This is a genomic window from Luteibacter sp. GL_149, assembly GCF_057834065.1.
This window is the reverse complement of sequence record NZ_CM174395.1, coordinates 2,329,703-2,352,965: the sequence shown is the minus strand read 5'-3', so window position 1 is coordinate 2,352,965 and position 23,263 is coordinate 2,329,703. Positions and strand designations below refer to the sequence as shown.

Here is a 23,263-nt window from a genome sequence, read left to right as displayed (position 1 = left end):
GGCGCCCATGGTCGAGTGGACCAAGAAAGGCCTGGTGTTCGACACCGCGCGCCAGGGCGTGGGCGGATGGATGCGGCATTCGGCGCTCACGCCGACGCCGTATCGACTCGACGACGACCTGATCCGCATCTATGCCGGATTCCGCGACGCGGACGGTGCCAGCCGGATCGGTTACGTAGACGTATTTGCAGACGATCCCACGGTCGTCGTGAACGTCAGTGCCGAGCCGGCGCTCGATATCGGTCGCGACGGCTGTTTCGACGACAACGGCGTGATCCTGGGCGATGTCGTGGACACGGCCAATGGTCTGCATCTGTTCTACGTCGGTTTCCAGCGGGTCGCCAAAGCCAAGTTCCTCGCCTTTACGGGGCTGGCGATTTCCATCGACGGGGGCCACCACTTCCGACGCGTGCAGGAAACCCCCATCCTCGATCGTGCGCCCGGCCGCGGCACGATCGGCGCGGTGCATTCGGCGATCCACGAGAACGGACGCTGGCGCTTGTGGTACGCGGTGGGCAACGACTGGGAGTCCATCGCCGGGCATCCCTTTCCCCGATACCACATCCGTTACCTGGAAACGGACGATCTTGCCCGCTTGCCGCGCGAGGACCACGTCTGCCTGCTGCCGCAGGACGATGAGTACCGGATCGGCCGGCCGCGCGTGTACCGGATCGATGGCCGGTACGTCATGTACTTCACGCACGGGAACCGGAGTGGAGAATATTTTCCCGGCGTGGCCTATAGCGACGATGGCATCCACTGGGACCGCCGCGACGAAACGCTGGGTCTGGCGCTTTCCGCCGACGGCTGGGATTCGCGCGTCATCTGCTATCCGGCGCTGATCCGTCAACGCGACACGCTGCTGATGTTCTACAACGGCAACGACATGGGCGTGGACGGCTTCGGCGTGGCCGAAGCGCGCGATGTCCGCCCGAATGGAGTCATCCATGTTCACGGTTAGGCCTTATGTGCCGGCCGACGCGGAAGCGTGGGACGATCTGGTGGCGCGTTCGCGTAACGGCAATCTGCTGCATCGGCGCGGTTACATGGATTACCACGCCCAGCGTTTCGTCGACCGTTCGCTTGTCGTCGAGCGGCACGGCGAAGTCGTGGCGGTTCTGCCGGCCAGCCTCCATGACGACGGCATCGTGAGCCACGGTGGCCTCACCTATGCCGGCCTGATCGTGAGTCCGGCGATGCGTACCGAAGCCACGCTCGATGTCTTCGGGCAGGTGGGCGGCCATTACCGGTCGCAGGGTGTAAAACGCGTCGTCTACAAAGCTGTGCCCCACGTGTATCACACGTATCACGCGGAGGAAGACCTCTACGCCCTGTATCGCTTCGGCGCGCGACTGATACGGCGCGATGTGTCATCGGCAATTTCGCTGCGGGACACGTTCCACTTCTCGCAGGGGCGGAAGCACTCCATAGGCAAGGCACGGAAAGCCGGTATCCAGATGCGCGTGAGCGACGATCTCGCGGGGTTCCATGCCGTGCTGACGGAAACGCTGCGCAAGCACGAGGCCGGTCCGACGCATAGCGCGGACGAACTGACCCTGCTGCGCTCCCGCTTCCCGCGTCACATCGTGTTATACGAAGCCCGCCGCGACGATGTCCTGCTGGCTGGCGTCGTCGTTTACGACTTCGGCCGGGTGGCGCATACGCAATACATGGCAGCGTCGGAGGAGGGATTGCGACTGGGCGCGCTCAGTCTCCTTCTGGGCGAACTGATCGGTGGCGTCTACGCGGACCGCGTCCACTTCACCTTTGGCGTATCGACGGAGCAGGGTGGGGCGGTACTCAATGGCGGCCTGATCGCGCAGAAGGAATCCTTCGGCGCACGCGCGGTCGTGCACGACTTCTACGAATGGACGCTCTGATGGACGTCCCTTTTCTGCACCTGGGCGACGTCAACGCGCGCTACGCCGATGAGTTGAAAGCGGCGACGGCACGCGTGATCGACTCGGGCTGGTACGTGCTCGGCGACGAGCTGGCGGCGTTCGAGCGGGAATTCGCCGCTTACTGCGGTGTCGGCCACGCGATCGGTGTCGGCAACGGCCTCGATGCCTTGTCCCTGATCCTGCGCGGTTATAAGCAGCTCGGTGCGTTGATCGACGGCGACGAAGTCATCGTCCCGGGCAACACCTTTATCGCCAGCTTCCTCGCCATCAGCGAGAACCGGCTGGTGCCGGTGCCCGTCGAACCGGACGCAGCTACCTTCAATCTCGATCCGGCACGTGTCGAGGCGGCCATCGGACCGCGCACGCGCGCGATCATGGCCGTGCATCTGTACGGCCAACTGGCGGATATGCACGCTCTCGAAGCGCTTGCCCGCCGTCATGGACTGCTGCTGATCGAAGACGCGGCCCAGGCACACGGCGCATCGGACGCCGGTCGCAAGGCGGGCGCATTCGGCCACGCGGCGGCATTCAGTTTTTTTCCCACCAAGAACCTGGGCGCACTGGGAGATGGCGGGGCGATCGTTACCGACGACCCGCGACTGGCGGAGCGTGTCGCGGCCCTGCGCAACTACGGATCGTCCGAGAAGTATCGCCACCTCCATCCGGGTCTCAACTCGCGGCTCGACGAGATGCAGGCCGCGTTGCTTCGGGTGAAGCTGGCATACCTCGACCGCGATACGGCCTGGCGCCGCCATGTCGCGGGCCGCTATCGGGATGGCATCCGCCATCCGCATATCGTGTTGCCCGAGGTGACGAACGAAGAGCGGCACGTCTGGCATCTCTTCGTCGTGCGCAGTCCGTTCCGGGATGCATTGCAGCGGCATCTGCACGCAAACGGCATCCAGACTCAGATCCACTATCCCATCCCCCCGCACAAGCAGCCGGCTTATGCCGGACTGGGACACCTTCGCTTGCCGGTAACGGAGCGTCTGCACGACGACGTACTGAGCCTGCCGATGGGTCCGACACTCGATGCCGCTTCCGTCGACCGGGTGATCGCGGCCTGCCTGACGTTCGACGACGCCACATGAACATCGTCCGATCCAGCTTCTATTCGGCCCTTGGCACCGGTGCGCGCCTGGTCGCGGGCCTGGTCGTCATCAAGCTGGTCGCCTGGTACGCCGGTCCCGAAGGCGTCGGCAAGCTGGGCCAGTTCATGGGCCTGATGTCGTTGCTGGCCGTGCTGGCCGGCGGCGGCATCAGTGCCGCCATCGTTAAATACGTGGCCGAGTTCCGCGACGATCCCGCGCGGCTGTCGCGCTTCCTCGCGGCAGCGCTCTGGTATTCGCTCTGCGCTACGTGCCTGATGGGCTGCGCCGCATTGCTGTTCAGTCACCGCCTCGCATTGTGGCTACTCGACGATCCCCGCTACGAGAACCTGATCCGCATACTCGCGGTGGCCCAGCTCGGGATTGCGCTGCTCAACTACATCATCGCCGTGATCAACGGCTTCATGGACGTGCGCCGCCTGGCGTTCATCCAGGTGCTTGGTTCGGCGTTCGGCATCGCGATGGCGATCTGGCTGTCGCGCTGGCTGCATCTTTACGGTGCCTTGCTGGCACTCGTACTGGGCCAGGTGTTGTGGCTTGTCGTCGGGCTGCCCACGTGGTGGCGAAGCCCATACTTTCAGCACGACATGCTGCGGATGCGTTTCGATCGCGAGATGGTCGTACGTCTGGCGACGTTCTCGGTGATGACGCTCAGCTCCGCGCTGCTGCCCCCGTTGGTCAACATCGCGGTGCGCGACCACCTCGCACAGCAGTTCGGCTGGGAGCAGGTGGGTTACTGGCAGGCGGTGAGCCGCGTCTCGGATGCCTACCTGCTGTTCCTCACGACCGCGATCAACATTTACTACCTGCCCAAGCTGGCATCGACCAAGGCGCGCGCGTCACTGGTCATCGAGCTGCGCAACGCGTACCGCTACATTCTACCCGTGGTCGTCGTGCTCGCGGCGGCGGTTTACACGCTGAGGGGGTGGGTGACCGAGGTGCTGTTCAGTGCGGACTTCGCTTCGGCCAATGCACTGTACGGACCGCAGCTCGTCGGCGACATCGTGAAGATCGCCTCGTTCATCCTGTCCTACGTGATGCTGGCGAAAGCCATGACGCGATTGTTCGTGATCTCCGAATGTGTCTTCGCCGCCAGTTACCTCGTACTGGTCTACGTACTCACGGCACATGTCGGGCTGATCGGCGCGATGTACGCGTTCGCGATCAACTACGTGGCCTATCTCGTATTCAACGTCCTGGTCGTTCGCCGTTACCTGGGAGAACTCTGACGATGTCCGCCTATCCAACGAAGAATGCGGTGGCGATGCCACTGGTGTCCGTACTGGTTCCCGCGTTCAATCACGAGCGCTTCGTCGAGCGTTTCCTCGACAGCGTGCTGGACGATCCCTATCCGGCCAAGGAGCTCATCATCATCGACGACGGTTCGACCGACGGTACGGGCGAGCGCATTGCCGAGTGGGTGTCCCTGCATGCCGACGACCTGCCGATCGAATATGTGCGATGCGAGAACAAGGGCATTGCGGCGACCCTGAACGAACTGGTCGCCCGGTCGCATGGCGAACTGCTCCGGCTCGGGTCCAGCGACGATTACCTTCTGCCCGGCGGCCTCGATGCGCAGGTCCGCTATCTGCTGGCGAATCCGCGTAAGGGCGCGGTGATCGGCGATTCGATTGTCGTGGACGGAGAGGACAACAAGCTGCACGACAGCGGCATGCGCGATCTGCACGGTGCCGATAAACGGCTATACCGGTCCGACGAAGGCATCAGGCGCGCCGTGATTACCCGCTGGGCGATCGGCGGTCCGGTGACCTTGCTCCGGAAGAGTGCGCTGGAAATCGTGTCCCGTTGGACCGAAGGCCTGCGCATCGACGACTGGGACATGTTCCTTCGCCTGGCGGCCCGCGATGCGCTCGGCTTCATCGATGTCAGCGTCTGTGCGTACCGGCTTCACGATACTAACCTGAGCAAGACCCGGCACACGGCGACACGTATCGCGAACCTTTCCGAGGCCCGGCAGGTCGCGATTCGCCGGACCGAGCTGTTCGACGAACCGTGCCGGAGCTTGCTGCGGGCGGAGTCCTATTACATCGGTGCCAAGATCGCCTTCCTGCAGAAGAGGCACGCGCGCGTCGCACTGCACCTGCTGGCCTATGCCTGCCTCGTCGTCGCATCGAAGTTCCGCTTCGCCTCCGCGAATCACCATGTGGAGCGCGCATGAAACAGCTGCTGAGATGGCCCTCGGTCTACCTCTGCCTGCCGATCCTGTTCGCCTGCGGGCTCACCTTGCTTACCTACGATCTGCCGACCGGGTATCTGGACGGCATCCTGATCCTCGTCCTCAGCGCCGCCGCCATCCTGTTCGTCGACGCGTTCTCGGGTGTTCGCCTGCCGCCGCTGGCGGCCTTCCGTTCGCGCCGTTATGCGGGCACCCGCGATGCCTTCGTCGCGCTGGCGTTCGCCGGTGTCGTCATCGTGTTCTGCCTGCTCGACCTGACGCTGTTTCCCATTCCGCTGATCGACAATCCGGCGTCGTACGCCACGATGGAAGGGGGGCGCGAGCATGTCAGGCACATCTCCGACATGTGCTGGACGCTACCGTCGATCGGCCTGCTCTGCGCCAGGCAACGCTGGTTGCGCAATGCACTGATCGTCGCGGGCATCGTTTTTCCCATCCTGGTAATCGACCGCAACCGGCTCTTCGCGTCGCTGATGGCGCTGGGTCTGGTGATTATCTTCAGGCGCGACGAGGCACGGCCCTTGCCGTGGAAGACCATCGGTGTGCTTGCGCTTGCCGGCGGCGGCGGGTTCTCGGTCCTCGGCATGCTGCGGTCCGGTTCGATCGAAACCGTGGCGTTGCCGTTCGGCGACATGTACCGCGCGATGCCGCAGGGCATCAAATGGCTGCTGCTGTACATCAGCGCCGGTCCGTACAACTTCGGCGCCATCGTGGCCAAGCATTACGCCAATGCCGATTTCCTCATCAACCAGCTGGTTCCCCTGAGCGGATCGGTGGCCACCGCGGGAACGGATATTCCGCTGGATGCGCCGAACATCAACGTGGGCACGGAGTTCTTTCCGTTTGCGATGGCGATGGGTCCTGCAGGTGCCGTACTCGCGATCGGCGTGCTGTATGCGTTGCTGCTGTGGAGTGCCCGACGGCTCCGCCCGGCGGCGTCCCTTTTCTCGTTGCTGATCTTCCTTCGCGTGGCCTACGTCTGCGTGATGTCGCCGTTCGCACCGCAGGCATACACATTGACCAACGCGGGATTCATCGGCCTGTGCCTGGTCATGCAGGTGATCGCGGCGTGGTTGCCCGATCGCCGTTCCCACGACTTTCCCTCCACTTCAGCAGTGAGCAACCATGGAACAGGATGACATCTACTTGATCGACATGTGGCGGGTTCTGCTGCGCCAGTGGCGTTGGTTCGTGGCCGTTCTGATCGTTGTTCTGGCGCTTACCTTTGCCTATACACGCATCGCGCGCGACCAGTGGGAAGCGACGGCGTGGATACAGATAGGGCAGATCGCGCCGGCACCTGCCGGACAGGACCCAAAGGTCGAGTCGTTGCTGCGGGTAATCGAACGCCTGGAGACCGTGGCATTTCAGGACGAAGTAGCGAGGAGCATCGGACTCACCGTCGAGTCGCGCGAGGCTTCTTTGTACCGGAAGAGCATGAAGCTGGATCCTGAGCCTTATGCCAACCTCATCAAGATGCGCGTTCGGGCGTACTCGCCACGGCAGGCAGCCGACCTGGTCACCGCGACGGTCACGCGGCTCGAAGCCATCCATCGGCAAATCGGCGAGGTGCCGCTCCGGCTGGCGAACCAGCGCCTCGACGAGATCCAGACCGACCTGCGGACCGCGCAGGCCGATCGCGACCGCCTGTCGCGCGATGCCGGCACAGGCACGGGTCTCGCAAGCGTGCTGCTCGCATCGAAGAACGAGGACATCCGCGCCTTGCAGCAGGCGCGTAGCGAACTGGTCGCCCGGCTCGTTCCCAACTACACCTTCGAAACATCGATGCCCTGGCCGATCTATGTGCCGGAGCGGAAAGCGTTTCCCAATCCCGTGCTGATCTGGGGCATCGGCCTCCTCGCCGGATTGTTCCTCGGCGGTTTGGCAGCGGTGGGAAGGGATGCCATGCGACGGACGCGCCGGTGACGCCCTTGCTCGCCATGCGATCGTTTGCGATCCGATTCAACCAAAGACGTGTCCCGAGGCACTCACTGGTCTGGGCACGGAGATCGACATGAGTGGGCAACACACGCTAGACGAAGCGCAGCTGCTGGAAACGCAGCACGCTTTCGACAGTGTCGCGGCGGATTACGACGGTCCCCGCGGCAACAATGAACTGATCCAGCGCATGCGAGTCACGCTATGGGACACCGTGCACGCCAAGGTCGCGGCGGGCGGCCGTCTGCTCGACCTCGGCTGCGGCACGGGCATCGACGCGATCGAGTTCGCGCGGCGCGGCTTCCGCGTCGTCGCCACCGACTGGTCGCCGCAGATGGTCGAACGAACGCGCGCACGCGCCGACGCCGCGGCGCTCGAATCGCGGGTGACGGCCACGCATCTGGGCATCCAGCAGCTGGACCGGCTCGACGGCGAATTCGACGCGATCTATTCGAACTTCGGTCCGTTGAACTGCGCGCCGGACCTGCACGCCGTCGCGAGCGAATGCGCGCGCCTGCTCAAGCCGGGCGGCACGCTGGTGTTTTCGGTGATGGGCAGGGTCTGTCCATGGGAAGTAGGGCACTACGCATTGCGTGGACGTTTCCGTCGTGCAGCCGTACGCGCCGCGCGCGGTGCGACGGCGGTCGGTATGAACCGGCACACGATCTGGACGTACTACTACCTGCCTCGCGAGTTCTATCGTGCCTTCGCTGGAACGTTCTCGCTGGGCGGCTATCGCGCGCTGAGCCTGTTCATGCCGCCACCGTACATGGTCGAACGCTACCGTCGCCGTCCGGACTGGTACGAACGGCTCGGTCGCCTGGACGACCGCCTCGGTGCCGCGCCGCTGCTGCGCGACATGGGCGACCATTTCCTGATCGTGATGCACCGGCGTTGAGTCGATGGACGTCTTTCGCCACCATTTTTCGTCGGATACCGATCTTGTCGGCGCGGTTTCCCTCGTGCCCGACGGCGTGTCGTATGCGCCGCTTCCGGTTCGTGCCGGCCATATCGGTGCGTCGCCGGGCGCGCATGCGTACCCGGTCGATCTGCGGGATCACCTGATCTTTCCGGGCCTGATAAACGCGCATGACCACCTGCACGTCAACGGCGTTCCGCCGCTACGTCACGCCGCGCCTTTTCCGAACAGCTACGCCTGGATCGCGGCCTTCCAGTCGCACTTTCAGGACCCCGTCGTCATCGCTGCACTGAACGTGCCGAAAAGCCTGCGTCTTCGCCACGGCGCCCTGAAGAACCTGCTCGCCGGCACGACCTGCGTCGCGCATCACGATCCCTGGCACCCGGCACTCGACGACGCGGACTTTCCCGTCGCGTTGCTGCGCGACCATGGCTGGAGCTACACGCTGGCCGGTCCCGACTACGGTCCGCCGGTACGCCAGAGTTTCGCCGCCACGCCCGCCGATCGCCCCTGGCTGATCCATCTCGCCGAAGGCACCGACGAAACGGCGCAGGCGGAGCTCGCGCAACTGGACGCGCTGGGTTGTCTGGCCCCAAACACCGTACTCATCCATGGCGTCGGTTTGCTCGAAACGGATATCGATCGCGTGATCGCCTGCGGCGCGGCCGTCGTCTGGTGTCCGCAAAGCAATCGCGCACTGCTGGGACGAACACTCGATCCGCGCCGTCTGTGCGAAGCCGGCCGGCTGACGATGGGTAGCGACTCGCGCCTGAGCGGTGCCCGCGACCTGCTCGACGAGCTGAGTATGGCCGCCGCACACGACGAGCTGGACGCGACCTCCCTGCTTGCGTTGGTCACCACACGAGCCGCACGCATCCTGCGTCTTGCCGGACGCGGCAGTCTGTCCGTCGGTGCCCCGGCGGACATGGCGATCGTCGAGGATCGTGGCGGCGATCCGGCAGACAGTCTCGTCGGGCTGAGACGCAGCCAGCTTCGCGCCGTCGTGCGCGACGGCCTGCCGCGCATCGCCGATCCCGACTTCGCCGACTGGTTTGCGGCCGCCGGCGTCGATGCCGTGGCAGTGACGCTCGACGGCAAGCCGAAGCTGTTAGCCCGTTCCCTGGCCGATCCCGCGCTGCTTGCCCTCGAACCGGGGCTGGCGCTCGCCACCGATGTCACGACCGCGGCGAGGTGCATCCCATGCTGAGTGTCCCGATGCTCGAACCCGTCGATGCGTATGCCCTTTGGGCGGACAGTTACCCGCCGCACGCGCACAACCCGGTCATGCTTGCCGAGGAACGCGCGATGCTCAGCCTGATGCCCAGACAACTGCACGGCCGTAGCGTGCTCGATGCCGGCTGCGGCAGCGGACGCTATGTGCTGCACGCGCTGGATCGCGGGGCGACGCACGTGACGGGCGTGGATCTGTCGCCGCCGATGCTCGAACGAGCGCGCAAGGCGCTGGCCGCACATGCCGCTGTCGCCAACGTCGCGCTGCGGCAGGGCAGCCTTACCTCGTTACCGATACCGGACGGTTTCGCGGACCTCACGGTATGCGGTCTGGTCGTCGGCCATCTCGATCGTCTGCAACAGGCATTGGCCGAACTGCGCCGCGTCACGCGTCCCGGTGGCCGTCTGCTGTGCAGCGACGTCCATCCCATCGGCCATGCACTCGGCTGGCGGCGGGATTTCAGGCACGGCGGCCAGCGCTACGCGGTGCGGCATAAGCAGCACCTCTACAGCCACTGGCACAACGCATGTACCGCCCTGGGGCTTGCGATCGAACGCGTCGCGGAACCGATGCTCGATCCGGCCGATATTCCACCGGGCGCGCATTTCGATAGTGCGGCGCTCGAGGTTCCCGTCGCGCTGGTGTTCCAGCTCAGGCGCCTCCCATGAGTTTCCACGACATGCCATCCCGACCCATGCCTCACTCCCCGCAGACGCTGCTGGTCAATCCGACCATTACGTCGCCGTCCAGCGCACGGTTCCCGCTGTCGCTGCTGCATCTGGCGGCAGCCCTCGACCGGACGGGCGAGAGCCACATCATCGATGGCAACGTCGATCGCGACGTGGTCGGCGAAACACTTCGCGCCATGGAGCGCACGCACTTCGACGCGGTGGGGATCAGCGTCATGGGCGGTCCGCAGATAGAGCCCTCCATCGCCGTCTCGAAAGCGATCCGCGAGCGCTTTCCGCAAACCCCGATCATCTGGGGCGGCTATTTCCCGACGCTCTATGCGGATACCACGCTGGCCGCGCCCTATGTCGACTATGCGATCCGCGGGCAGGGCGAAGAAAGCCTGCCCGAACTGATCGCCGCGCTGGGCAGGGCAGAGCCGGACTTCGCGAAGATCGGCAGCCTGTCGTGGAAACACGATGGCGCGGTGGTGCACAACCCGAACCGTCGCTTCTCGCTTGGCGACAGCGGCATCGTGCTGCCTTACGACAAGCTCGGCGATCCGCGGCGCTACCTGGCCCGCACCTTCCTCGGCCGGCGTACGGCCGCGCACCAGGCGTCGATCGGCTGCCGCTTCCGTTGCACGTTCTGCGGTGTGGCGGCGATGTTCGGCGGAACGACGGCATTGCCGGCGGCGGCGCGGCTGGAACGCGACCTGAGCTATCTCAAGTACGAACTCGGCGCGGATTCGATCCAGTTCTTCGATCACAACTTCTTCGACCGCGAAGAAGACATGATCCCGTTGCTCGAAGTGATGGCGAAACTGGAGATGCCGTGGTGGTGCTACGCCCGTTCCGATGCGCTGCTCAACCTGTCGGAAAGCTCGTGGAAACTGGTGCGCAAGAGCCGCTTGCGCATGGCGTACATCGGTGCCGAATCGCCCAGCGGGCAGATGCTCAAGGAAATCCGCAAAGGCACACGGCCCGACCAGACGCTGGAAGTCGCGGAGCTATGTCGAAGGCACGGTGTGATTCCCGAGCTGTCGTTCATGGTTGCGCCACCGGAGAACACGGCAGAGGAAACCCAGCACACTTTCGAGTTCATCCGCGAACTGAAGCGGATCAATCCGGCGTCCGAAATCATCGTCTACATCTACACACCGCTGCCGGAAAGCAGCAAGCACGAAAAGGATCGCGGCAAGCATCCCGGCATGGCGCTGCTCGATCTCAACGGCGATCCGGTGGTCTTTCCGAAGACGCCGGAAGAATGGATGGAAAAACGCTGGGTCGATTACGCCTGCCACGCCGATGCGCCGTGGCTGACCGACGAGCTTCGCCGGCATATCCACGATTTCGTGACCGTGCTGCGCTGCCGCTTCCCAACCGTGCAGGACCTGCGTTCGCCCACCTGGGCCAAGCGCAGCCTGAGTGCGATGGCCGCGTGGCGCTACCGCCAGCGGAAGTACGACCGGCCCTGGGAGCTTACTCTCGCGAACCGGCTGGTTCGTTTGCGGATGCCGCAGGTGTCGGGTCTTTAGGCGTGCATGTCGCGCAGATCAATGTGTTGCCCGCGCCTGCGGATGGCGCACCTGCGGACGTGTTCGAACGCTGGCCGTCGCTGGCGGACATTCCCGAGGCGGCTGCGGGCGCCGGTACCCGGATCTCCGTAATTCAGGCCGCAGCATGCGATGCGCGGTTGACGCATCGCGGCGTCGAATATCGCTTCACCGATACCCGAGGCATGACCTCCGCAGCCAGGCGTGCCAGTCATTTCGCTCGCCTTCTTCGCGACATCGCACCGGACGTCCTGCACCTGCACAGTCTGGGCTTCGCTCGCGACGCGTTCGAACTGGCGCGATGCCTGCCCGATATACCGATCCTGATCCAGGACCATGCCGATCGGCCGCCACCGTGGTGGCGACGTTCGCGGTGGCGGCCCTGGTACGCCGCTGCCGCGGGTATCGCATTCACCGCACCCGCCCTGGCGCAGCCGTTCGTCGCCGCCAACCTGTTCGGATCGCGGACCCGGCTGTTTGCGATACCGGAATCCAGTAGCCGTTTTGTGCCTGGCAACCGGGCCAGCGCGCGTGCCGCGACGGGTCTCCGTGGCAATCCCTGCATTCTTTCGGTCGGGCATCTGAGCGACGGCAAAGACCCGCTCACCGTGCTCGAGGGCGTCGCTTTGGCGACGGCAAGTCTGCCCGACGTGCAGTTGTGGTTCGCCTTCGGCAGTGCGCCGCTGCTTGACGATGTGCAGCGGCGAGTCGCGCAGGATCCGCGACTCGCCGGGCGCGTCCATCTCCTCGGCACGTTGACACATGCACGTATCGAAACCTGCATGCAGGCCGCGGACCTGTTCGTTTCCGGCAGCCTCGCCGAAAGCTGCGGCTACGCATTGCTGGAAGCGCTTGCCTGCGGCGTGGCACCGGTGGTGACGGACATTCCCGCGTTCCGCGCGTTGACCGGCGACGCCATCGGCGGGCACTGGACGCGTGGCGATGCGGCTGAGCTGGCCGAAGTGCTGGTCCGCATGGCGGTGGATCGGCCATCGCCGGCACGCGTGCGGGCTCACTTCGACGCCACGTTGTCGTTCGCGGCGGTGGGTCGCCAATGGGCGGACGCATACGCGCAACTGCTCGACGATCGGCGGCGGAACGCGGCATGAAGATCGCTCTGGTGGTGCCCGGCGGCGTCGACCGTACGGGTGAATTTCGCGTGATTCCGGTCCTGCTGGCGCTGATCGAACGACTCGCGCGCACGCACGACGTCCATGTCTTCGTCCTGCATCAGGAAGCCGTGGCGGCGCGCTGGGAACTGCTCGGCGCGCAGATCCACAACATCGGCGAGGGATGGCCGCGCCTGCGTGCGATCGCGGCGATCCGGGCCGAGCATCGCCACGCACCGTTCGATCTTATCCACGCCATTTTCTCAGGCGACTGCAGCCTGATCGCGGTCGCCACGGCGAGATGGCTACGGCGACCCAGTCTCGTCCACATCGCCGGCGGCGAACTGGTCGCGCTCCACGCCATCGGCTACGGCGGACGGCGGAAGTGGAAAGGCCGGCTGCGCGAGGCCATCGTGCTGCGCGCTACGAACGCGATCACGGCGGCCAGCTCGCCGATTGTCGATTCGCTGCGTGCGCTTGGTCTCGAAGCCCGGCGCGTGCCGCTCGGCGTCGACCTGCGGGCGTGGCCACCGCTCGCGCCACGCCGACGCGATGCCGGACCGGCGCGACTGATCCATGTCGCCAGCATCAACCGGGTCAAGGACCAGACAACGTTGTTGCACGCCTTGGCGGCCGTGGCCGATGCGGGATTGTCTTTCACTATCGACGTCGTCGGCGTGGATACGTTGCAGGGTGAGATGGATGGCCTGGTTCATCGACTCGGACTGGAACGGCACGTCCGTTTCGTGGGCTTCCGCACGCAACGGGAACTGCGTCCGCTGATGGCCGAGTCCGATTTGCTGGTCATGTCGTCGTTGCACGAAGCCGGACCGCTCGTCCTTCTGGAAGCGGCGGTGGCGGGCGTACCGACCGTGGGGACGGCCGTGGGTCACCTGGTCGAATGGTCGCCGAAGGCGGCGCTGGCCGTGCCCGTCGGCGACTGGGCCGCACTCGCGGTGGCGATACAGCGCGTGCTCGCCGATGAAGGACTGCGGCTGCGCCTTGCCGATGAAGCGCAGCGCCGGGCGATCGCCGAGGATGCCGATCACACTGTCAGATCGTTCGAAACGTTGTACGCGACGCTTCTCGCCGGGCGCTAAGATCTACGTCGACGATGCGCCATGTTCAAGCGCGGCGCGTACCACGTAGAGCGTATCCATCCGCGGCACCGGACGCGTGAGTCGCGTCAGGATGCGCCGGCCATGGCTCAGCGTGACCCAGCTCTGTCCCTTGAGCCACAGCTGCGTACGGACCATGTCGGCGCGCTCTTTGATGTTTTCCTCCGACGGCCGGAAACGATTGTGCAGGCAGTGGCCGGCTTCGCGCAGCGACCGCGCCCATTCGATGCCGGGCAACGCGTGCAGCCATAGTGCCGAACACGACGCCTGCGTGAGTGTGCGGCTGCGCGAGATCATCCGTAACAGGGGAGGGCACTCGCGCTGTAGGCGGGCCAGTACGAACAAGGGGACTGCGCGCCGGTAGTAACGCGAAACCAGACGTAGCGGTGGGAGGGCCCACCAAGGCGAGCCGCCAGCCCAAAGCACTTCCCAGTCGCGCGCGACCATCCGCGTCGCCAGCAGGGAAATATCGTTCAGATGGATAAGACGCACGCTGCGCCCGCAGAGATTACCCGCCGCATGCAGCAGCAGGTGACTCATCAATGCACCGTTCGACGGATACGGATTCAGGCCGGGACGGGGATCGGCTGGATATATGCGTTCGGTGATGTCTACGGTGGTGATCGGCAAGCGCTCCTGGATGCGCGTATGCAGTTCGATGTTGACCGGTGTATCGCGGTGCTCGCCGAGCCCCATGACCGGCTCGCCCGTCGCCGGCTTGAAGACGCGATGCTTCCACTGCACGAACGACTCGACGTAGCCAAGATCGGTCAGCAACGCGGTGGCCGCATCGACATCCTCGTCGCGGACCAGCAGGTCGATATCGGCCATGGGGCGATCGCCCGCTGCGTAGAGGCCGATGGCATGCAATGCCGAGCCCTTCAGAGGAACGATGGGCAGTCCGGCAATACGCGCGCTGGCGTCGATACGTTCAAGCAGCGACGCGATGCGTCGATGACGATGCTCGACGTGTTCGCGCTGGGCGACAAGAAATTGCGTCCATGCGGGATGCCGCCATGTAGAGCATTGCGACAGGAGCGGTGAGATACCGTGCGCGGCGGCCGCCGCTGATGCTAGCCGCCATTCCAGTTCATTCCAGTCGGGCGTGGCGGCGCCCGGTCGTGCGAAAGCCAGTTCCTCGGCGAGCGCCTCGGTGGTGCGACGCAACCCTTTCCTGACCAGACCCAGTGGCGGCAGCATGGCGATCTAAAGCAGCGTCAAGGCGATGCTCTGCCTTGCCATCGGAGGAGACATCGTGGGCTCTTCGCTGCGATGCGCATGCTCGCAGGCGATCAGCGCATCCCAGCGCGCATCGAGCGCGGCAAGCTCCTGCCGACGACGTTCGGCCGATTCGCCGGTTTTCGTCTGTTGCAGGTTGACCTGTTCGTGCAGCAGGTCGCGCACGCGGCGATAGAAATCCGAGTCGTAGGCACCGCGGAACATCATGGACAGATCCGCGCTGTCACGCCAGTTCGTTTTCTTGCCCAACTGCGCCTTCACCTCGTCGTAGAACGTCGTGCCCGGTAGCGGATAGGACACACTGACGCCGACATCGTCCGGCGCGGCTTGCGCCACCAGCGCGCGCGTTGCCAGAAGATCTTCGAGTTCCTCGCCCAGGTAACCCAGCTGAATAAAGAAGCCCACGCGGATGCCGTGCTCGCCAAGCCGTTCCCGGGCCGCGATCAGATCGGGCACTTTGGTACCCTTGCTCATACGGTCCAGCACGCGCTGACTGCCGCTCTCCGCACCGATCCAGGCTTCGGCGCAACCGGCCTGCGCCAGTGCGGCGACCATCCGTTCGCTGGCGAGGTCGGCACGGGTCTGGATCATGAAGGGAACGGAGCCATCGGACGCGCGCAGATGCGCGGCGAACCCGGTGACCCAGTCGACATGGAAGCCGAAGATGTCGTCGGCCATCCAGATGTGGTCGGGCGCGAACGTGTGCTTGAGGTAGGTCATCTCGGCAGCCACGTCTTCGGCGGGGCGCTGTTTGTAGTGATTGCCCCAGATCGGCTTGGCGCACCAGTTGCAACGGAACGGACAGCCGCGCGAAGCGGCCATGTTGAGGCTGAAGTAGCCATGCCGTTCGTGCCAGAACGTGCGGTAGCGTTCCATGTCGACCAGGTCCCAGGCAGGACGGCCGACCAGTCGTGCATCGGGCGGGATCACGCCGACGCGGGTCAGTTGTATCTGTCCCTGCACGCGCGTGGCAACGCCGGGAACGCCAGCGACCCACTCGGGTGTGTCGAGGCCGGGATCGCGTTCGAGCCTGCCGCTCAGTTCGGCCAGCGCGGCGATACCTTCGCCGACGAGTACGGCGTCCGCGCCCGCGGCGAGGAAGGCTTCCGGATGATCGGATGCATCGGAGCCGGCGACGATCACGCGAGCACCGTAAGCGCGCGCTTCGCCGATCATCCGGCAAGCCGCCTCACGCATGCGGCCGAGACACATTTTGGTGAGGAAGTTGAAGTTGTCCTCGTAGATCACGACCAGTTCCGGACGCGTGGCGCGCAGGGCGCCTTCGTGATCTTCCACGCCACTGGCGAGCATCGCGTCGAACAACGATACCTCGTGCCCCATTTCCCTGAGCAGGGCCGCGACCTGAATCGTCGCGAGCGGGGGATACGGCTTGCCGCGTTCCCACTGCTTCCGGTCGTAGCGAAGGAAGTAGGAGTGGCCGACCTGAATCTTTAGCATCTCGAAGGAGCCTCGATCGTCATCATGGGGAGCGCGACGGCATCGATCCCGATGTCTTTCGCTGATTGCCCGTGAGTGCCCCGGCGTGGATGATCGGTTGCCTTGCGTGGGGAAAAATTCTTCACGCACTGCGGGAGCTTCACGCGCGTGCGTCGAGGGAAGCCGCGACCGGGTTGGCCCTTGGGGCCTTCGGCGCCGTCCCTGCGGGAGCGGGCCGTAGTGCCACTTCGCTCCGTCAGTGGGTGATCGCGGCCCTCGGCTAAGGCGGCCCCAAGGGCCAACCCGGCCACGGCACCAGCGACTGCGGTTTGTTGTGGGCAGAGCACGAGCCGAGCACGTGACGGACCGAACCGGATACGGTCACCACCGGTCCTGCGTCACGCGCGGCTTTCCCCCACGCAACCGCAACCTCCGGAAGAGCCGTCGGCCACCGCCCTCGACGCGACTTGCGGAACCGAGCGCGGCGGGCGGAAAAGGCCCGAAGGGGGCGGACCCGGACGGTCCGCCGTTTTCGCTGAGGCAGGAGCCGAATCGAAAACCCCCGCCCGCCGCGCGGGCGCGACGGGGCGCAGCCATCAGACACCAGCCGCGCAGCGGCTATCCCTTCCCGAGCGACGGTGGAGACGGAGCGTCGAGGGCGGTGGCCGACGGCTCTCCCCGCAACGTCCAAGCGCGACGGCGACCGCGATGGCGATGGCGAAGCCGAGCCCTCCCCGACCATGCGTGAAGAACCAAAAAAGCTGGCCCGTCGCGGCACAACCTTTCCCACGTGTCCGGGCACTTACTGGCTACATGTCCGGAGGACTGGTGGCCGCGCGTCACGTCGCCGGATCGGCCCACACTTCGATCGACGACAATGGCCCCGACCACGCAACACGACATCGGCGATACCGGTGCCGATCCGTTTCACGAACGATCCGCACCGCCGCTCAATGTCCGCAAGGACATACTCGGTGGGCATTTCCATTTCGACAGCGCGAGCGAAGCCTTGTTGCGACTGGTCGAGGCGGCTTATGGCGGGCTGCCGCCGCAACGGCGTTATGCGGCGCCGCCAATGTTTCATGTCGAGCTGCGTCTCGTGCCGCGACAGGTTGACCGGCCCGTCGACGAACCTCCGCCCGTGCGCACGCAATCCGGTACGGGCCTGCTGTGTGGCGTCATGGATGCGTCGAACTATGTGATGGTGTCGCCCGCACAACGCCGCGCGCTCGTGGTGGTGTCCGAGGACATGCTGGACCATCCCTATCATGTGCGTTACGAACTTATCGAATTCGCGGTGTTCCTGCTGGCAGCGCGCGGGATGGATCTGGTGCCGCTGCATGGCGCCTGCGTTGGCAGGGATGGGCGGGGCATCCTGCTGCTCGGTGCCAGTGGCGCGGGCAAGTCGACGCTGGCGTTGCACGGTTTGCTGCAAGGGATGGATTTCCTCGCCGAGGATGCCGTCTTCGTGCAACCGGACACCATGCTCGCCACCGGCGTCGCCAATTACCTGCATGTCCGCGACGACGCGCTGCGTTTCGTCGGCGACGAGCAAACCCGGCGTTGGATCGGTGAATCGCCGGTGATCCGTCGTCGTAGCGGCGTCGAGAAGTTCGAGGCCGACCTGCGCCTCGGTCGGGGCCGATCCGTCGCCACTCCCATGACGCTGGTCGGTGCCGTGTTGGTGTCGAACCGGACAGCGGACGCTCCCGATGCATTACTGAGTCCGGTACCTCGGCACGAGATCGCCGGACGCCTGTCCGCCGATCAGCCGTATGCCGCCGCGCAACCGGGCTGGCGTCGCTTCGAACAGGAAATGATGCGCATGGGTATGCACCGACTGCTTCGTGGACGGCATCCGCGCGATTCCGCCGATGCGTTGCTGACGCTGCTGTCGCCGCGCCGCATGGCGAGCGCGTGATGGCGACGGTCGATACGTCGACCGCGAAGGACACCGGGCAAGGGCCGTTGCTATCCCTCGTGCGTTCACTCACGGGCGACGATCTGATCGAGACAGCGATCTATGTCGCGTTGTCGCTGGGCTCGGCACTGGCCGGCAGCCTCGCCGCCGTGCTGCTGGTGCCGCTGGTCCAACCGGGGCAGCCATTGCCGTTCGGCGGCGGACTGTTCGATCTGCATGGACGGACCGACATGCGGGTCATGGCCTTCGCTATCGCGACCGTGGCGTTCGCATTGCTACGCTGGCAGACGGCGCGACTCGGCGCGCGACTGGTCGGCCGCTACGGCATGCATCTGCGGCGCAGTGTGCATGCGCGCCTAATCGATGCACCGCTGGCGTCGCTGGCGGATGCGACATCCGCGGAGATCGCCAATGTCCTCACGTACAACGTCGAGATCGTCGTGCAGGGTTTCAGTGCCTTGCAGCAACTGTTGGTCGCCGGGATCACCGCCGCCGTCAGTCTGGCGTTCGCGTTCTGGGTATCGCCGCCGTTGATGCTGGCGGCACCCGTGCCGATGGTCGTCGGTCTGCTTGCTTCGCGCGTCTTCGGTCGCGAGCAGTCGCGGGTAAGCCGGCAGTACGTCGCGGATATGACCCGGCTGTTCTGGCACAGCGAGGATTTCCCACGGCGCTTGCGGCACGTCCGTTCGTTCGAACGCGAGAGTGCGGAGAAAGCGAGTTATGGCGCGATCTCCGCCGGGCTCTGCAATGGCTACGCGCGACAACTGGAACTGGTGGCTTCCGGACGGTTGCTGCTGGAACTGCTGGCGGCGGCGGGCATCGCCGGCGTCTTCGTTCTCGCGCAGCGCTGGCACGGCATCGATTCGGCGTCGCTGATTGCGGTGTGCCTGCTGCTCGGGCGCCTGCTGCCTTATCTGGTCTCGACCCGGCAGAGTTTCCAGCAATTGCGTTCGGCGGCGCCGGCATTCGAGCTATGGCAGCGATATATGCGCCTGGGCACGGCGCATGCGTCTGCCGCATCGCCGCCCGAAACGACCGTTGTCGGCACGTTGCGGATAGACCGCGTACGGGTGCGGCCGCCGCTCGCCGGACTGGATGTCGTCGATCTGATGCTGTTACCGGGCGAGATGACCCTGATATCCGGCGACTCCGGCATCGGCAAGAGCAGTCTGGTCGACGTGCTGGCGGGCATGACCCCGCCCGAACGATTCGAGGCGTGCGTCGACGGCCGGCCCATCGATTTCGATGGCTATCGGCAGTGGGTGAGGAACGGTGCCTACGTCAGCCAGAACGTCAGGCCATGGCAGTCTTCCGTCCGCGAAAGCCTGCTGTGGGCAGCGCCCGAGGCCAGCGACGCGATGTTGCAAAACGCGTTGCTGGACGTTGGCCTCGATGCCCGGCTTGCTCATTCCGAGCAGGGTCTCGACACGTCGTTGGACCGGGCCTCGAGCCGGCTATCGGGTGGCGAGTTGCAACGTTTGATGCTGGCCCAGGTCATGCTGCGGCAGCCGTTCATCGCCGTGCTGGACGAGGCCACCAGCGCACTCGATGCGGCATCGGAGAGAGCCGTGCTGGCCACGATGAAACGTCGCATGCCACGCACCATCCTGATCGTCGTCTCGCACCGCGCCGACGTAGCGACGATCGCGGACCAGACCCTGACCATCGGCGGCGATCCCGGCACGACGGTCGTGGCCAGGACCGCGGATGAAAGACAGGTCGTCGAAGTACGGCGATAACGTATTCGCTATCGTTTCCTCGCGCGTAGCGGCTATTGCACGCCTTGGATTTCCCCTGTGCGATTGGATCTGTTTTCTGGATAATCCATCCCGATCGGGATGGCTGATTCCCCGGACATTGCCGCCTAGACTCGGATCTCCGCTCACGCACTGGAGATTTACATGGCAGACCATTCCATCCAAGGCAAAACCGTCCTTATCGCAGGCGGTGCCAAGAACCTCGGCGGACTGATCGCTCGCGACCTGGCGGGGCAGGGTGCAAAAGCCGTGGCCATCCACTACAACAGCGCCGCCAGCAAGGCCGACGCCGACGCGACCGTTGCGGCCCTCCAGGCCGCAGGCGCGCAAGCGGTGGCTATCCAGGCCGATCTGACGACGGCCGGTGCCGTGGAAAAGCTGTTTGCCGACGCCATCGCGGCGGTGGGCAAGCTGGACATCGCCATCAACACCGTCGGCAAAGTGCTGAAGAAGCCAATCACGGAAATCAGCGAGGCCGAATACGACGATATGACAGCGGTCAATTCCAAGACCGCCTTCTTCTTCCTCAAGGAAGCCGGCAAGAACCTCAACGACAACGGCAAGATCGTCACCGTGGTGACTTCACTGCTGGGCGCCTACACGCCGTTCTATGCCGCCTATGCAGGCACCAAGGCGCCGGTCGAGCATTACACCCGCGCAGCCTCCAAGGAGTTCGGCGCACGCGGCATCTCGGTGACCGCGGTCGGACCGGGCCCGATGGACACGCCGTTCTTCTATCCCGCCGAAGGCGCCGATGCGGTGGCGTACCACAAGACGGCCGCAGCGCTCTCGCCGTTCAGCAAGACAGGCCTGACGAGCATCGAAGACGTGGTGCCGTTCATCCGCCATCTCGTCAGCGACGGTTGGTGGATCACGGGCCAGACCATCCTCGTCAACGGCGGCTACACGACCAAGTAAGCCATCCCGGCCACAGGCGCCAGGGACGCTGTCGCATGCGGAGAGGCATCGGAGCATCATTTGCCGGTTGATCGCTCCGGCATCGATCCCTCGGCCCAAAAGATCTGTGTCAAAGGAACCCATGGACAGACTTGATCAGTACCGCGTCTTCATCCAGGTTGCCGAGATGGGCAGTTTCATCAAGGCGGCCCATGTGCTGGATATACCGCGCGCCTCGATCTCGGCCGCCATCCAGCAACTGGAAACGACCATGGGTGCGCGCCTGTTGCATCGAACGACGCGACAGGTGCGCTTGACCACCGATGGGATGCAGCTGCTGGAGCATGTGCGCCGGTTCCTGGCCGATGCGGAAGAGATCGATCAGTTGTTCCATGCGAGCCAGCGCAAAGTCTCGGGTCGCCTGAGCGTGGACATGCCCAGTCGCATCGCCCGTCGCCTGGTTGCCCCGGCGTTGCCGGGCTTGCTGCGCCGGTATCCCCGCCTGCAGCTGGCTTTGGGTTCGACCGACCGCGTCATCGACCTGGTGCACGAAGGCGTGGATTGCGCGGTGCGTTTCGGCGTGCTGCAAGACAGCAGCCTGGTGGCTCGCCCGCTGGGACAGATCGCACTCATCAATTGCGCGAGCCCGGAGTATCTGCGCGAGCACGGCGTACCGGCGGATCCCGGCGACCTGGCCAAGAAACATTGGTCGGTCGGATACGCTTCGCCAACCACCGGGCGGGAACTGCCCTGGGAATTCCTGGACTCGGGAAGAGAGCAGCAGCTGCCAGCGCCCAGTCGCGTGATTGTCAACAATGGGGAGAGCTACATCGCCTGCTGCGTAGCAGGCCTGGGATTGATCCAGATCCCGCGCTTCGATGTGCAGCATCTCCTGGAAAGGGGAGAGCTTGTCGAAATCATGCCGGAGTATCGCGCGGCCTCCATGCCGGTGTCGCTCATCTATCCTCATCGTCGCCAACGTTCGCGTCGGCTCAATGCATTCATCGAGTGGTTCGAGGCCCTGATACAACCTCATCTCGAAGCGTCGTGACGATCCCTGAACTTTCGCAGCGCCGAGAAGACGCCCAAGCCGACAGCCATAACGATCACGCAGCCCAAGGGAGGCCACCACCATCCCACTATCCGCAAGAGTGCAACGCTCGTTCCGAAACAGGCGAGCAGGGCGACCAGGGCAATCGTCCACATCTGACGAAATCCGGGCAGACCGTAGAGCCATAGTGGCAACGTCAGCAATGCCGCTCCGACGACGAACTGGCTCGTGAAATTCAATGGCGTCAGCGTGCTGCCGTTCTCGACGGATTCGAGAAGGTTGGCCTGATATTCCACGCCGGCCATGCGCTCGTCGCCACCCGAGGCCGAGGTGTCCAGCAGGTCGCCAAGTCCCGAGGCCGTAGCGCCGACGAATACCCAGCGTCCCTTGAGTAGCGCGGGCGAGACATGGCCCTCCAGCACATCGACATAGGAGACCTGGTCGAAGCTACCGGCCGGTCCGGCGAAATGCAGCAGGACATAGTCGTCGCGCATCCATTGGTAAGGCGACTCTGTATCCGTATCCGGCCTGTGCAGGCTGGGTAGTACTGGCTTTTGCGTTTTCCGGTCCATGTCATAAACGACGAGGGCGAGGGCCGGCCAGTACGGACGCCCCAAACCCGCTTTCAGATAGGCGCCACGAATGACACCGTCGTCGTCCTTGGCGGCATCGACGTGACCGAAGGCAGACGCCACGCTGGCGATCTCCTGCGTGGGCAGCATCTCTTCCAGCGTTCCACCGAGTTCGGCGGCTTCGGCGAACACGGGCATGGCAACGTGCCCGTTTCGACGAATGGCCTGCGCGAGCGCGCGATCGTTTTCCGGGTGATTGATGTCGGGCTCGGCCATGGTTATATCGATACCGACACCGCGAACGCCTGCATCGGTGAGGCGATCGAGCAACCGGGCATGCACCGCGCGCGGCCACGGCCAGTTGCCGAGCCTGGACAGACTCTTCGCATCGATCGCCACAATCACCACGGCGTCGCCGGTCCGATACGACCAATGATGCATATGCAGATCGTAGAACGCGTTGTCGAGTCGGGTGGCCGCGCCGCTCGCCATGATCAGGGTGAGCGAGGCGACGCCGATCATCCAGATCAGCACACGCCCGAGTACGGCGAGCGGACCTACGACGAGCTGATCAGAGCGCATCGTCGACTGCCGCGGCTGCCGCGGCATCGGCGGGGTTCCACTCATCAGTTCGGCTACCGTG

General features: G+C 64.8%; 20 protein-coding genes. 17 read left to right on the top strand and 3 right to left on the bottom strand.

What is annotated here, in order from left to right; translation table 11 throughout:
* The first annotated feature begins 7 nt into the window (after positions 1 to 7).
* The 13 genes from AC3IR3_RS10670 to AC3IR3_RS10610 all read left to right on the top strand — a co-directional run bounded on the left by AC3IR3_RS10670 (position 8) and on the right by AC3IR3_RS10610 (position 13,728).
* Positions 8 to 961 carry a hypothetical protein gene (locus AC3IR3_RS10670; RefSeq protein ID WP_489196854.1) on the top strand — a complete coding sequence of 318 codons (954 nt, stop codon included), beginning with the start codon at positions 8 to 10 and terminating at the stop codon, positions 959 to 961.
* Complete coding sequence (locus tag AC3IR3_RS10665; protein ID WP_489196853.1) at positions 948 to 1,880, top strand: GNAT family N-acetyltransferase; 933 nt, start codon at positions 948 to 950, stop codon at positions 1,878 to 1,880. The genes AC3IR3_RS10670 and AC3IR3_RS10665 overlap by 14 nt, the downstream gene beginning before the upstream one ends.
* Entirely contained in the window at positions 1,880 to 2,992 is a 1,113-nt protein-coding gene (locus AC3IR3_RS10660; protein ID WP_489196852.1) for a DegT/DnrJ/EryC1/StrS family aminotransferase, read from the top strand. Before AC3IR3_RS10665 ends, AC3IR3_RS10660 begins: the two co-directional genes overlap by 1 nt.
* Positions 2,989 to 4,239: an O-antigen translocase gene (locus AC3IR3_RS10655; RefSeq protein ID WP_489196851.1), complete on the top strand. Its 1,251-nt coding sequence runs from the start codon at positions 2,989 to 2,991 to the stop codon at positions 4,237 to 4,239. Before AC3IR3_RS10660 ends, AC3IR3_RS10655 begins: the two co-directional genes overlap by 4 nt.
* A gap of 2 nt (positions 4,240 to 4,241) precedes the next feature.
* Complete coding sequence (locus AC3IR3_RS10650; protein WP_489196850.1) at positions 4,242 to 5,189, top strand: glycosyltransferase family 2 protein; 948 nt, start codon at positions 4,242 to 4,244, stop codon at positions 5,187 to 5,189.
* Positions 5,186 to 6,346: a hypothetical protein gene (locus AC3IR3_RS10645; protein ID WP_489196849.1), complete on the top strand. Its 1,161-nt coding sequence runs from the start codon at positions 5,186 to 5,188 to the stop codon at positions 6,344 to 6,346. Before AC3IR3_RS10650 ends, AC3IR3_RS10645 begins: the two co-directional genes overlap by 4 nt.
* Positions 6,333 to 7,133 (top strand): Wzz/FepE/Etk N-terminal domain-containing protein, encoded by an 801-nt coding sequence (locus AC3IR3_RS10640; protein ID WP_489196848.1) that lies wholly within the window; start codon positions 6,333 to 6,335, stop codon positions 7,131 to 7,133. The genes AC3IR3_RS10645 and AC3IR3_RS10640 overlap by 14 nt, the downstream gene beginning before the upstream one ends.
* An 88-nt stretch (positions 7,134 to 7,221) precedes the next feature.
* Positions 7,222 to 8,043 (top strand): class I SAM-dependent methyltransferase, encoded by an 822-nt coding sequence (locus AC3IR3_RS10635; RefSeq protein WP_489196847.1) that lies wholly within the window; start codon positions 7,222 to 7,224, stop codon positions 8,041 to 8,043.
* Between the two features lie 4 nt (positions 8,044 to 8,047).
* Complete coding sequence (locus AC3IR3_RS10630) at positions 8,048 to 9,271, top strand: amidohydrolase family protein (protein ID WP_489196846.1); 1,224 nt, start codon at positions 8,048 to 8,050, stop codon at positions 9,269 to 9,271.
* Positions 9,265 to 9,963: a class I SAM-dependent methyltransferase gene (locus tag AC3IR3_RS10625; protein WP_489196845.1), complete on the top strand. Its 699-nt coding sequence runs from the start codon at positions 9,265 to 9,267 to the stop codon at positions 9,961 to 9,963. Before AC3IR3_RS10630 ends, AC3IR3_RS10625 begins: the two co-directional genes overlap by 7 nt.
* Positions 9,960 to 11,501, top strand: coding sequence for a B12-binding domain-containing radical SAM protein (locus tag AC3IR3_RS10620; RefSeq protein ID WP_489196844.1), 1,542 nt, complete (start codon positions 9,960 to 9,962; stop codon positions 11,499 to 11,501). The genes AC3IR3_RS10625 and AC3IR3_RS10620 overlap by 4 nt, the downstream gene beginning before the upstream one ends.
* A gap of 2 nt (positions 11,502 to 11,503) precedes the next feature.
* Positions 11,504 to 12,628 (top strand): glycosyltransferase family 4 protein, encoded by a 1,125-nt coding sequence (locus AC3IR3_RS10615; protein ID WP_489196843.1) that lies wholly within the window; start codon positions 11,504 to 11,506, stop codon positions 12,626 to 12,628.
* Positions 12,625 to 13,728, top strand: a complete 1,104-nt coding sequence (locus AC3IR3_RS10610) for a glycosyltransferase family 4 protein (RefSeq protein ID WP_489196842.1) — start codon at positions 12,625 to 12,627, stop codon at positions 13,726 to 13,728. Before AC3IR3_RS10615 ends, AC3IR3_RS10610 begins: the two co-directional genes overlap by 4 nt.
* 3 nt (positions 13,729 to 13,731) lie before the next feature.
* Here AC3IR3_RS10610 and AC3IR3_RS10605 read toward each other — a convergent pair whose 3' ends face one another.
* Entirely contained in the window at positions 13,732 to 14,946 is a 1,215-nt protein-coding gene (locus AC3IR3_RS10605; RefSeq protein ID WP_489196841.1) for a nucleotidyltransferase family protein, read from the bottom strand.
* Between the two features lie 6 nt (positions 14,947 to 14,952).
* Complete coding sequence (locus tag AC3IR3_RS10600; RefSeq protein ID WP_489196840.1) at positions 14,953 to 16,443, bottom strand: B12-binding domain-containing radical SAM protein; 1,491 nt, start codon at positions 16,441 to 16,443, stop codon at positions 14,953 to 14,955.
* 856 nt (positions 16,444 to 17,299) lie between these two features.
* Here AC3IR3_RS10600 and AC3IR3_RS10595 point away from each other — a divergent pair.
* The 4 genes from AC3IR3_RS10595 to AC3IR3_RS10580 all read left to right on the top strand — a co-directional run bounded on the left by AC3IR3_RS10595 (position 17,300) and on the right by AC3IR3_RS10580 (position 22,048).
* Positions 17,300 to 18,343 carry a serine kinase gene (locus tag AC3IR3_RS10595; RefSeq protein ID WP_489196839.1) on the top strand — a complete coding sequence of 348 codons (1,044 nt, stop codon included), beginning with the start codon at positions 17,300 to 17,302 and terminating at the stop codon, positions 18,341 to 18,343.
* On the top strand, positions 18,343 to 20,082 hold the full coding sequence (locus tag AC3IR3_RS10590) for an ATP-binding cassette domain-containing protein (protein WP_489196838.1): 1,740 nt from the start codon (positions 18,343 to 18,345) through the stop codon (positions 20,080 to 20,082). Before AC3IR3_RS10595 ends, AC3IR3_RS10590 begins: the two co-directional genes overlap by 1 nt.
* A 162-nt stretch (positions 20,083 to 20,244) precedes the next feature.
* Positions 20,245 to 21,018, top strand: a complete 774-nt coding sequence (locus AC3IR3_RS10585; RefSeq protein WP_489196837.1) for an SDR family oxidoreductase — start codon at positions 20,245 to 20,247, stop codon at positions 21,016 to 21,018.
* 121 nt (positions 21,019 to 21,139) lie between these two features.
* Entirely contained in the window at positions 21,140 to 22,048 is a 909-nt protein-coding gene (locus AC3IR3_RS10580) for a LysR family transcriptional regulator (RefSeq protein ID WP_489196836.1), read from the top strand.
* Here AC3IR3_RS10580 and AC3IR3_RS10575 read toward each other — a convergent pair.
* The gene (locus tag AC3IR3_RS10575) at positions 22,030 to 23,202 is read right to left on the bottom strand and encodes a CHASE2 domain-containing protein (protein WP_489196835.1); all 1,173 of its coding nucleotides are present in this window, start codon (positions 23,200 to 23,202) and stop codon (positions 22,030 to 22,032) included. The two genes, AC3IR3_RS10580 and AC3IR3_RS10575, sit on opposite strands and share 19 nt — an antisense overlap.
* Between the last annotated feature and the right edge of the window lie 61 nt (positions 23,203 to 23,263).

Excerpts from the sequence above, each read along its gene's own strand:
- AC3IR3_RS10650 (WP_489196850.1), top strand. The coding sequence starts at position 4,242 with ATGTCCGCCTATCCAACGAAGAATGCGGTGGCGATGCCACTGGTGTCC.
- AC3IR3_RS10645 (WP_489196849.1), top strand. The coding sequence starts at position 5,186 with ATGAAACAGCTGCTGAGATGGCCCTCGGTCTACCTCTGCCTGCCGATC.
- AC3IR3_RS10590 (WP_489196838.1), top strand. The coding sequence starts at position 18,343 with ATGGCGACGGTCGATACGTCGACCGCGAAGGACACCGGGCAAGGGCCG.
- AC3IR3_RS10660 (WP_489196852.1), top strand. The coding sequence starts at position 1,880 with ATGGACGTCCCTTTTCTGCACCTGGGCGACGTCAACGCGCGCTACGCC.
- AC3IR3_RS10670 (WP_489196854.1), top strand. The coding sequence starts at position 8 with ATGGTCGAGTGGACCAAGAAAGGCCTGGTGTTCGACACCGCGCGCCAG.
- AC3IR3_RS10580 (WP_489196836.1), top strand. The coding sequence starts at position 21,140 with ATGGACAGACTTGATCAGTACCGCGTCTTCATCCAGGTTGCCGAGATG.
- AC3IR3_RS10635 (WP_489196847.1), top strand. The coding sequence starts at position 7,222 with ATGAGTGGGCAACACACGCTAGACGAAGCGCAGCTGCTGGAAACGCAG.
- AC3IR3_RS10575 (WP_489196835.1), bottom strand. The coding sequence starts at position 23,202 with ATGCGCTCTGATCAGCTCGTCGTAGGTCCGCTCGCCGTACTCGGGCGT.
- AC3IR3_RS10655 (WP_489196851.1), top strand. The coding sequence starts at position 2,989 with ATGAACATCGTCCGATCCAGCTTCTATTCGGCCCTTGGCACCGGTGCG.
- AC3IR3_RS10610 (WP_489196842.1), top strand. The coding sequence starts at position 12,625 with ATGAAGATCGCTCTGGTGGTGCCCGGCGGCGTCGACCGTACGGGTGAA.
- AC3IR3_RS10665 (WP_489196853.1), top strand. The coding sequence starts at position 948 with ATGTTCACGGTTAGGCCTTATGTGCCGGCCGACGCGGAAGCGTGGGAC.
- AC3IR3_RS10620 (WP_489196844.1), top strand. The coding sequence starts at position 9,960 with ATGAGTTTCCACGACATGCCATCCCGACCCATGCCTCACTCCCCGCAG.
- AC3IR3_RS10600 (WP_489196840.1), bottom strand. The coding sequence starts at position 16,443 with ATGCTAAAGATTCAGGTCGGCCACTCCTACTTCCTTCGCTACGACCGG.
- AC3IR3_RS10585 (WP_489196837.1), top strand. The coding sequence starts at position 20,245 with ATGGCAGACCATTCCATCCAAGGCAAAACCGTCCTTATCGCAGGCGGT.
- AC3IR3_RS10630 (WP_489196846.1), top strand. The coding sequence starts at position 8,048 with ATGGACGTCTTTCGCCACCATTTTTCGTCGGATACCGATCTTGTCGGC.
- AC3IR3_RS10595 (WP_489196839.1), top strand. The coding sequence starts at position 17,300 with ATGGCCCCGACCACGCAACACGACATCGGCGATACCGGTGCCGATCCG.
- AC3IR3_RS10625 (WP_489196845.1), top strand. The coding sequence starts at position 9,265 with ATGCTGAGTGTCCCGATGCTCGAACCCGTCGATGCGTATGCCCTTTGG.
- AC3IR3_RS10640 (WP_489196848.1), top strand. The coding sequence starts at position 6,333 with ATGGAACAGGATGACATCTACTTGATCGACATGTGGCGGGTTCTGCTG.
- AC3IR3_RS10605 (WP_489196841.1), bottom strand. The coding sequence starts at position 14,946 with ATGCTGCCGCCACTGGGTCTGGTCAGGAAAGGGTTGCGTCGCACCACC.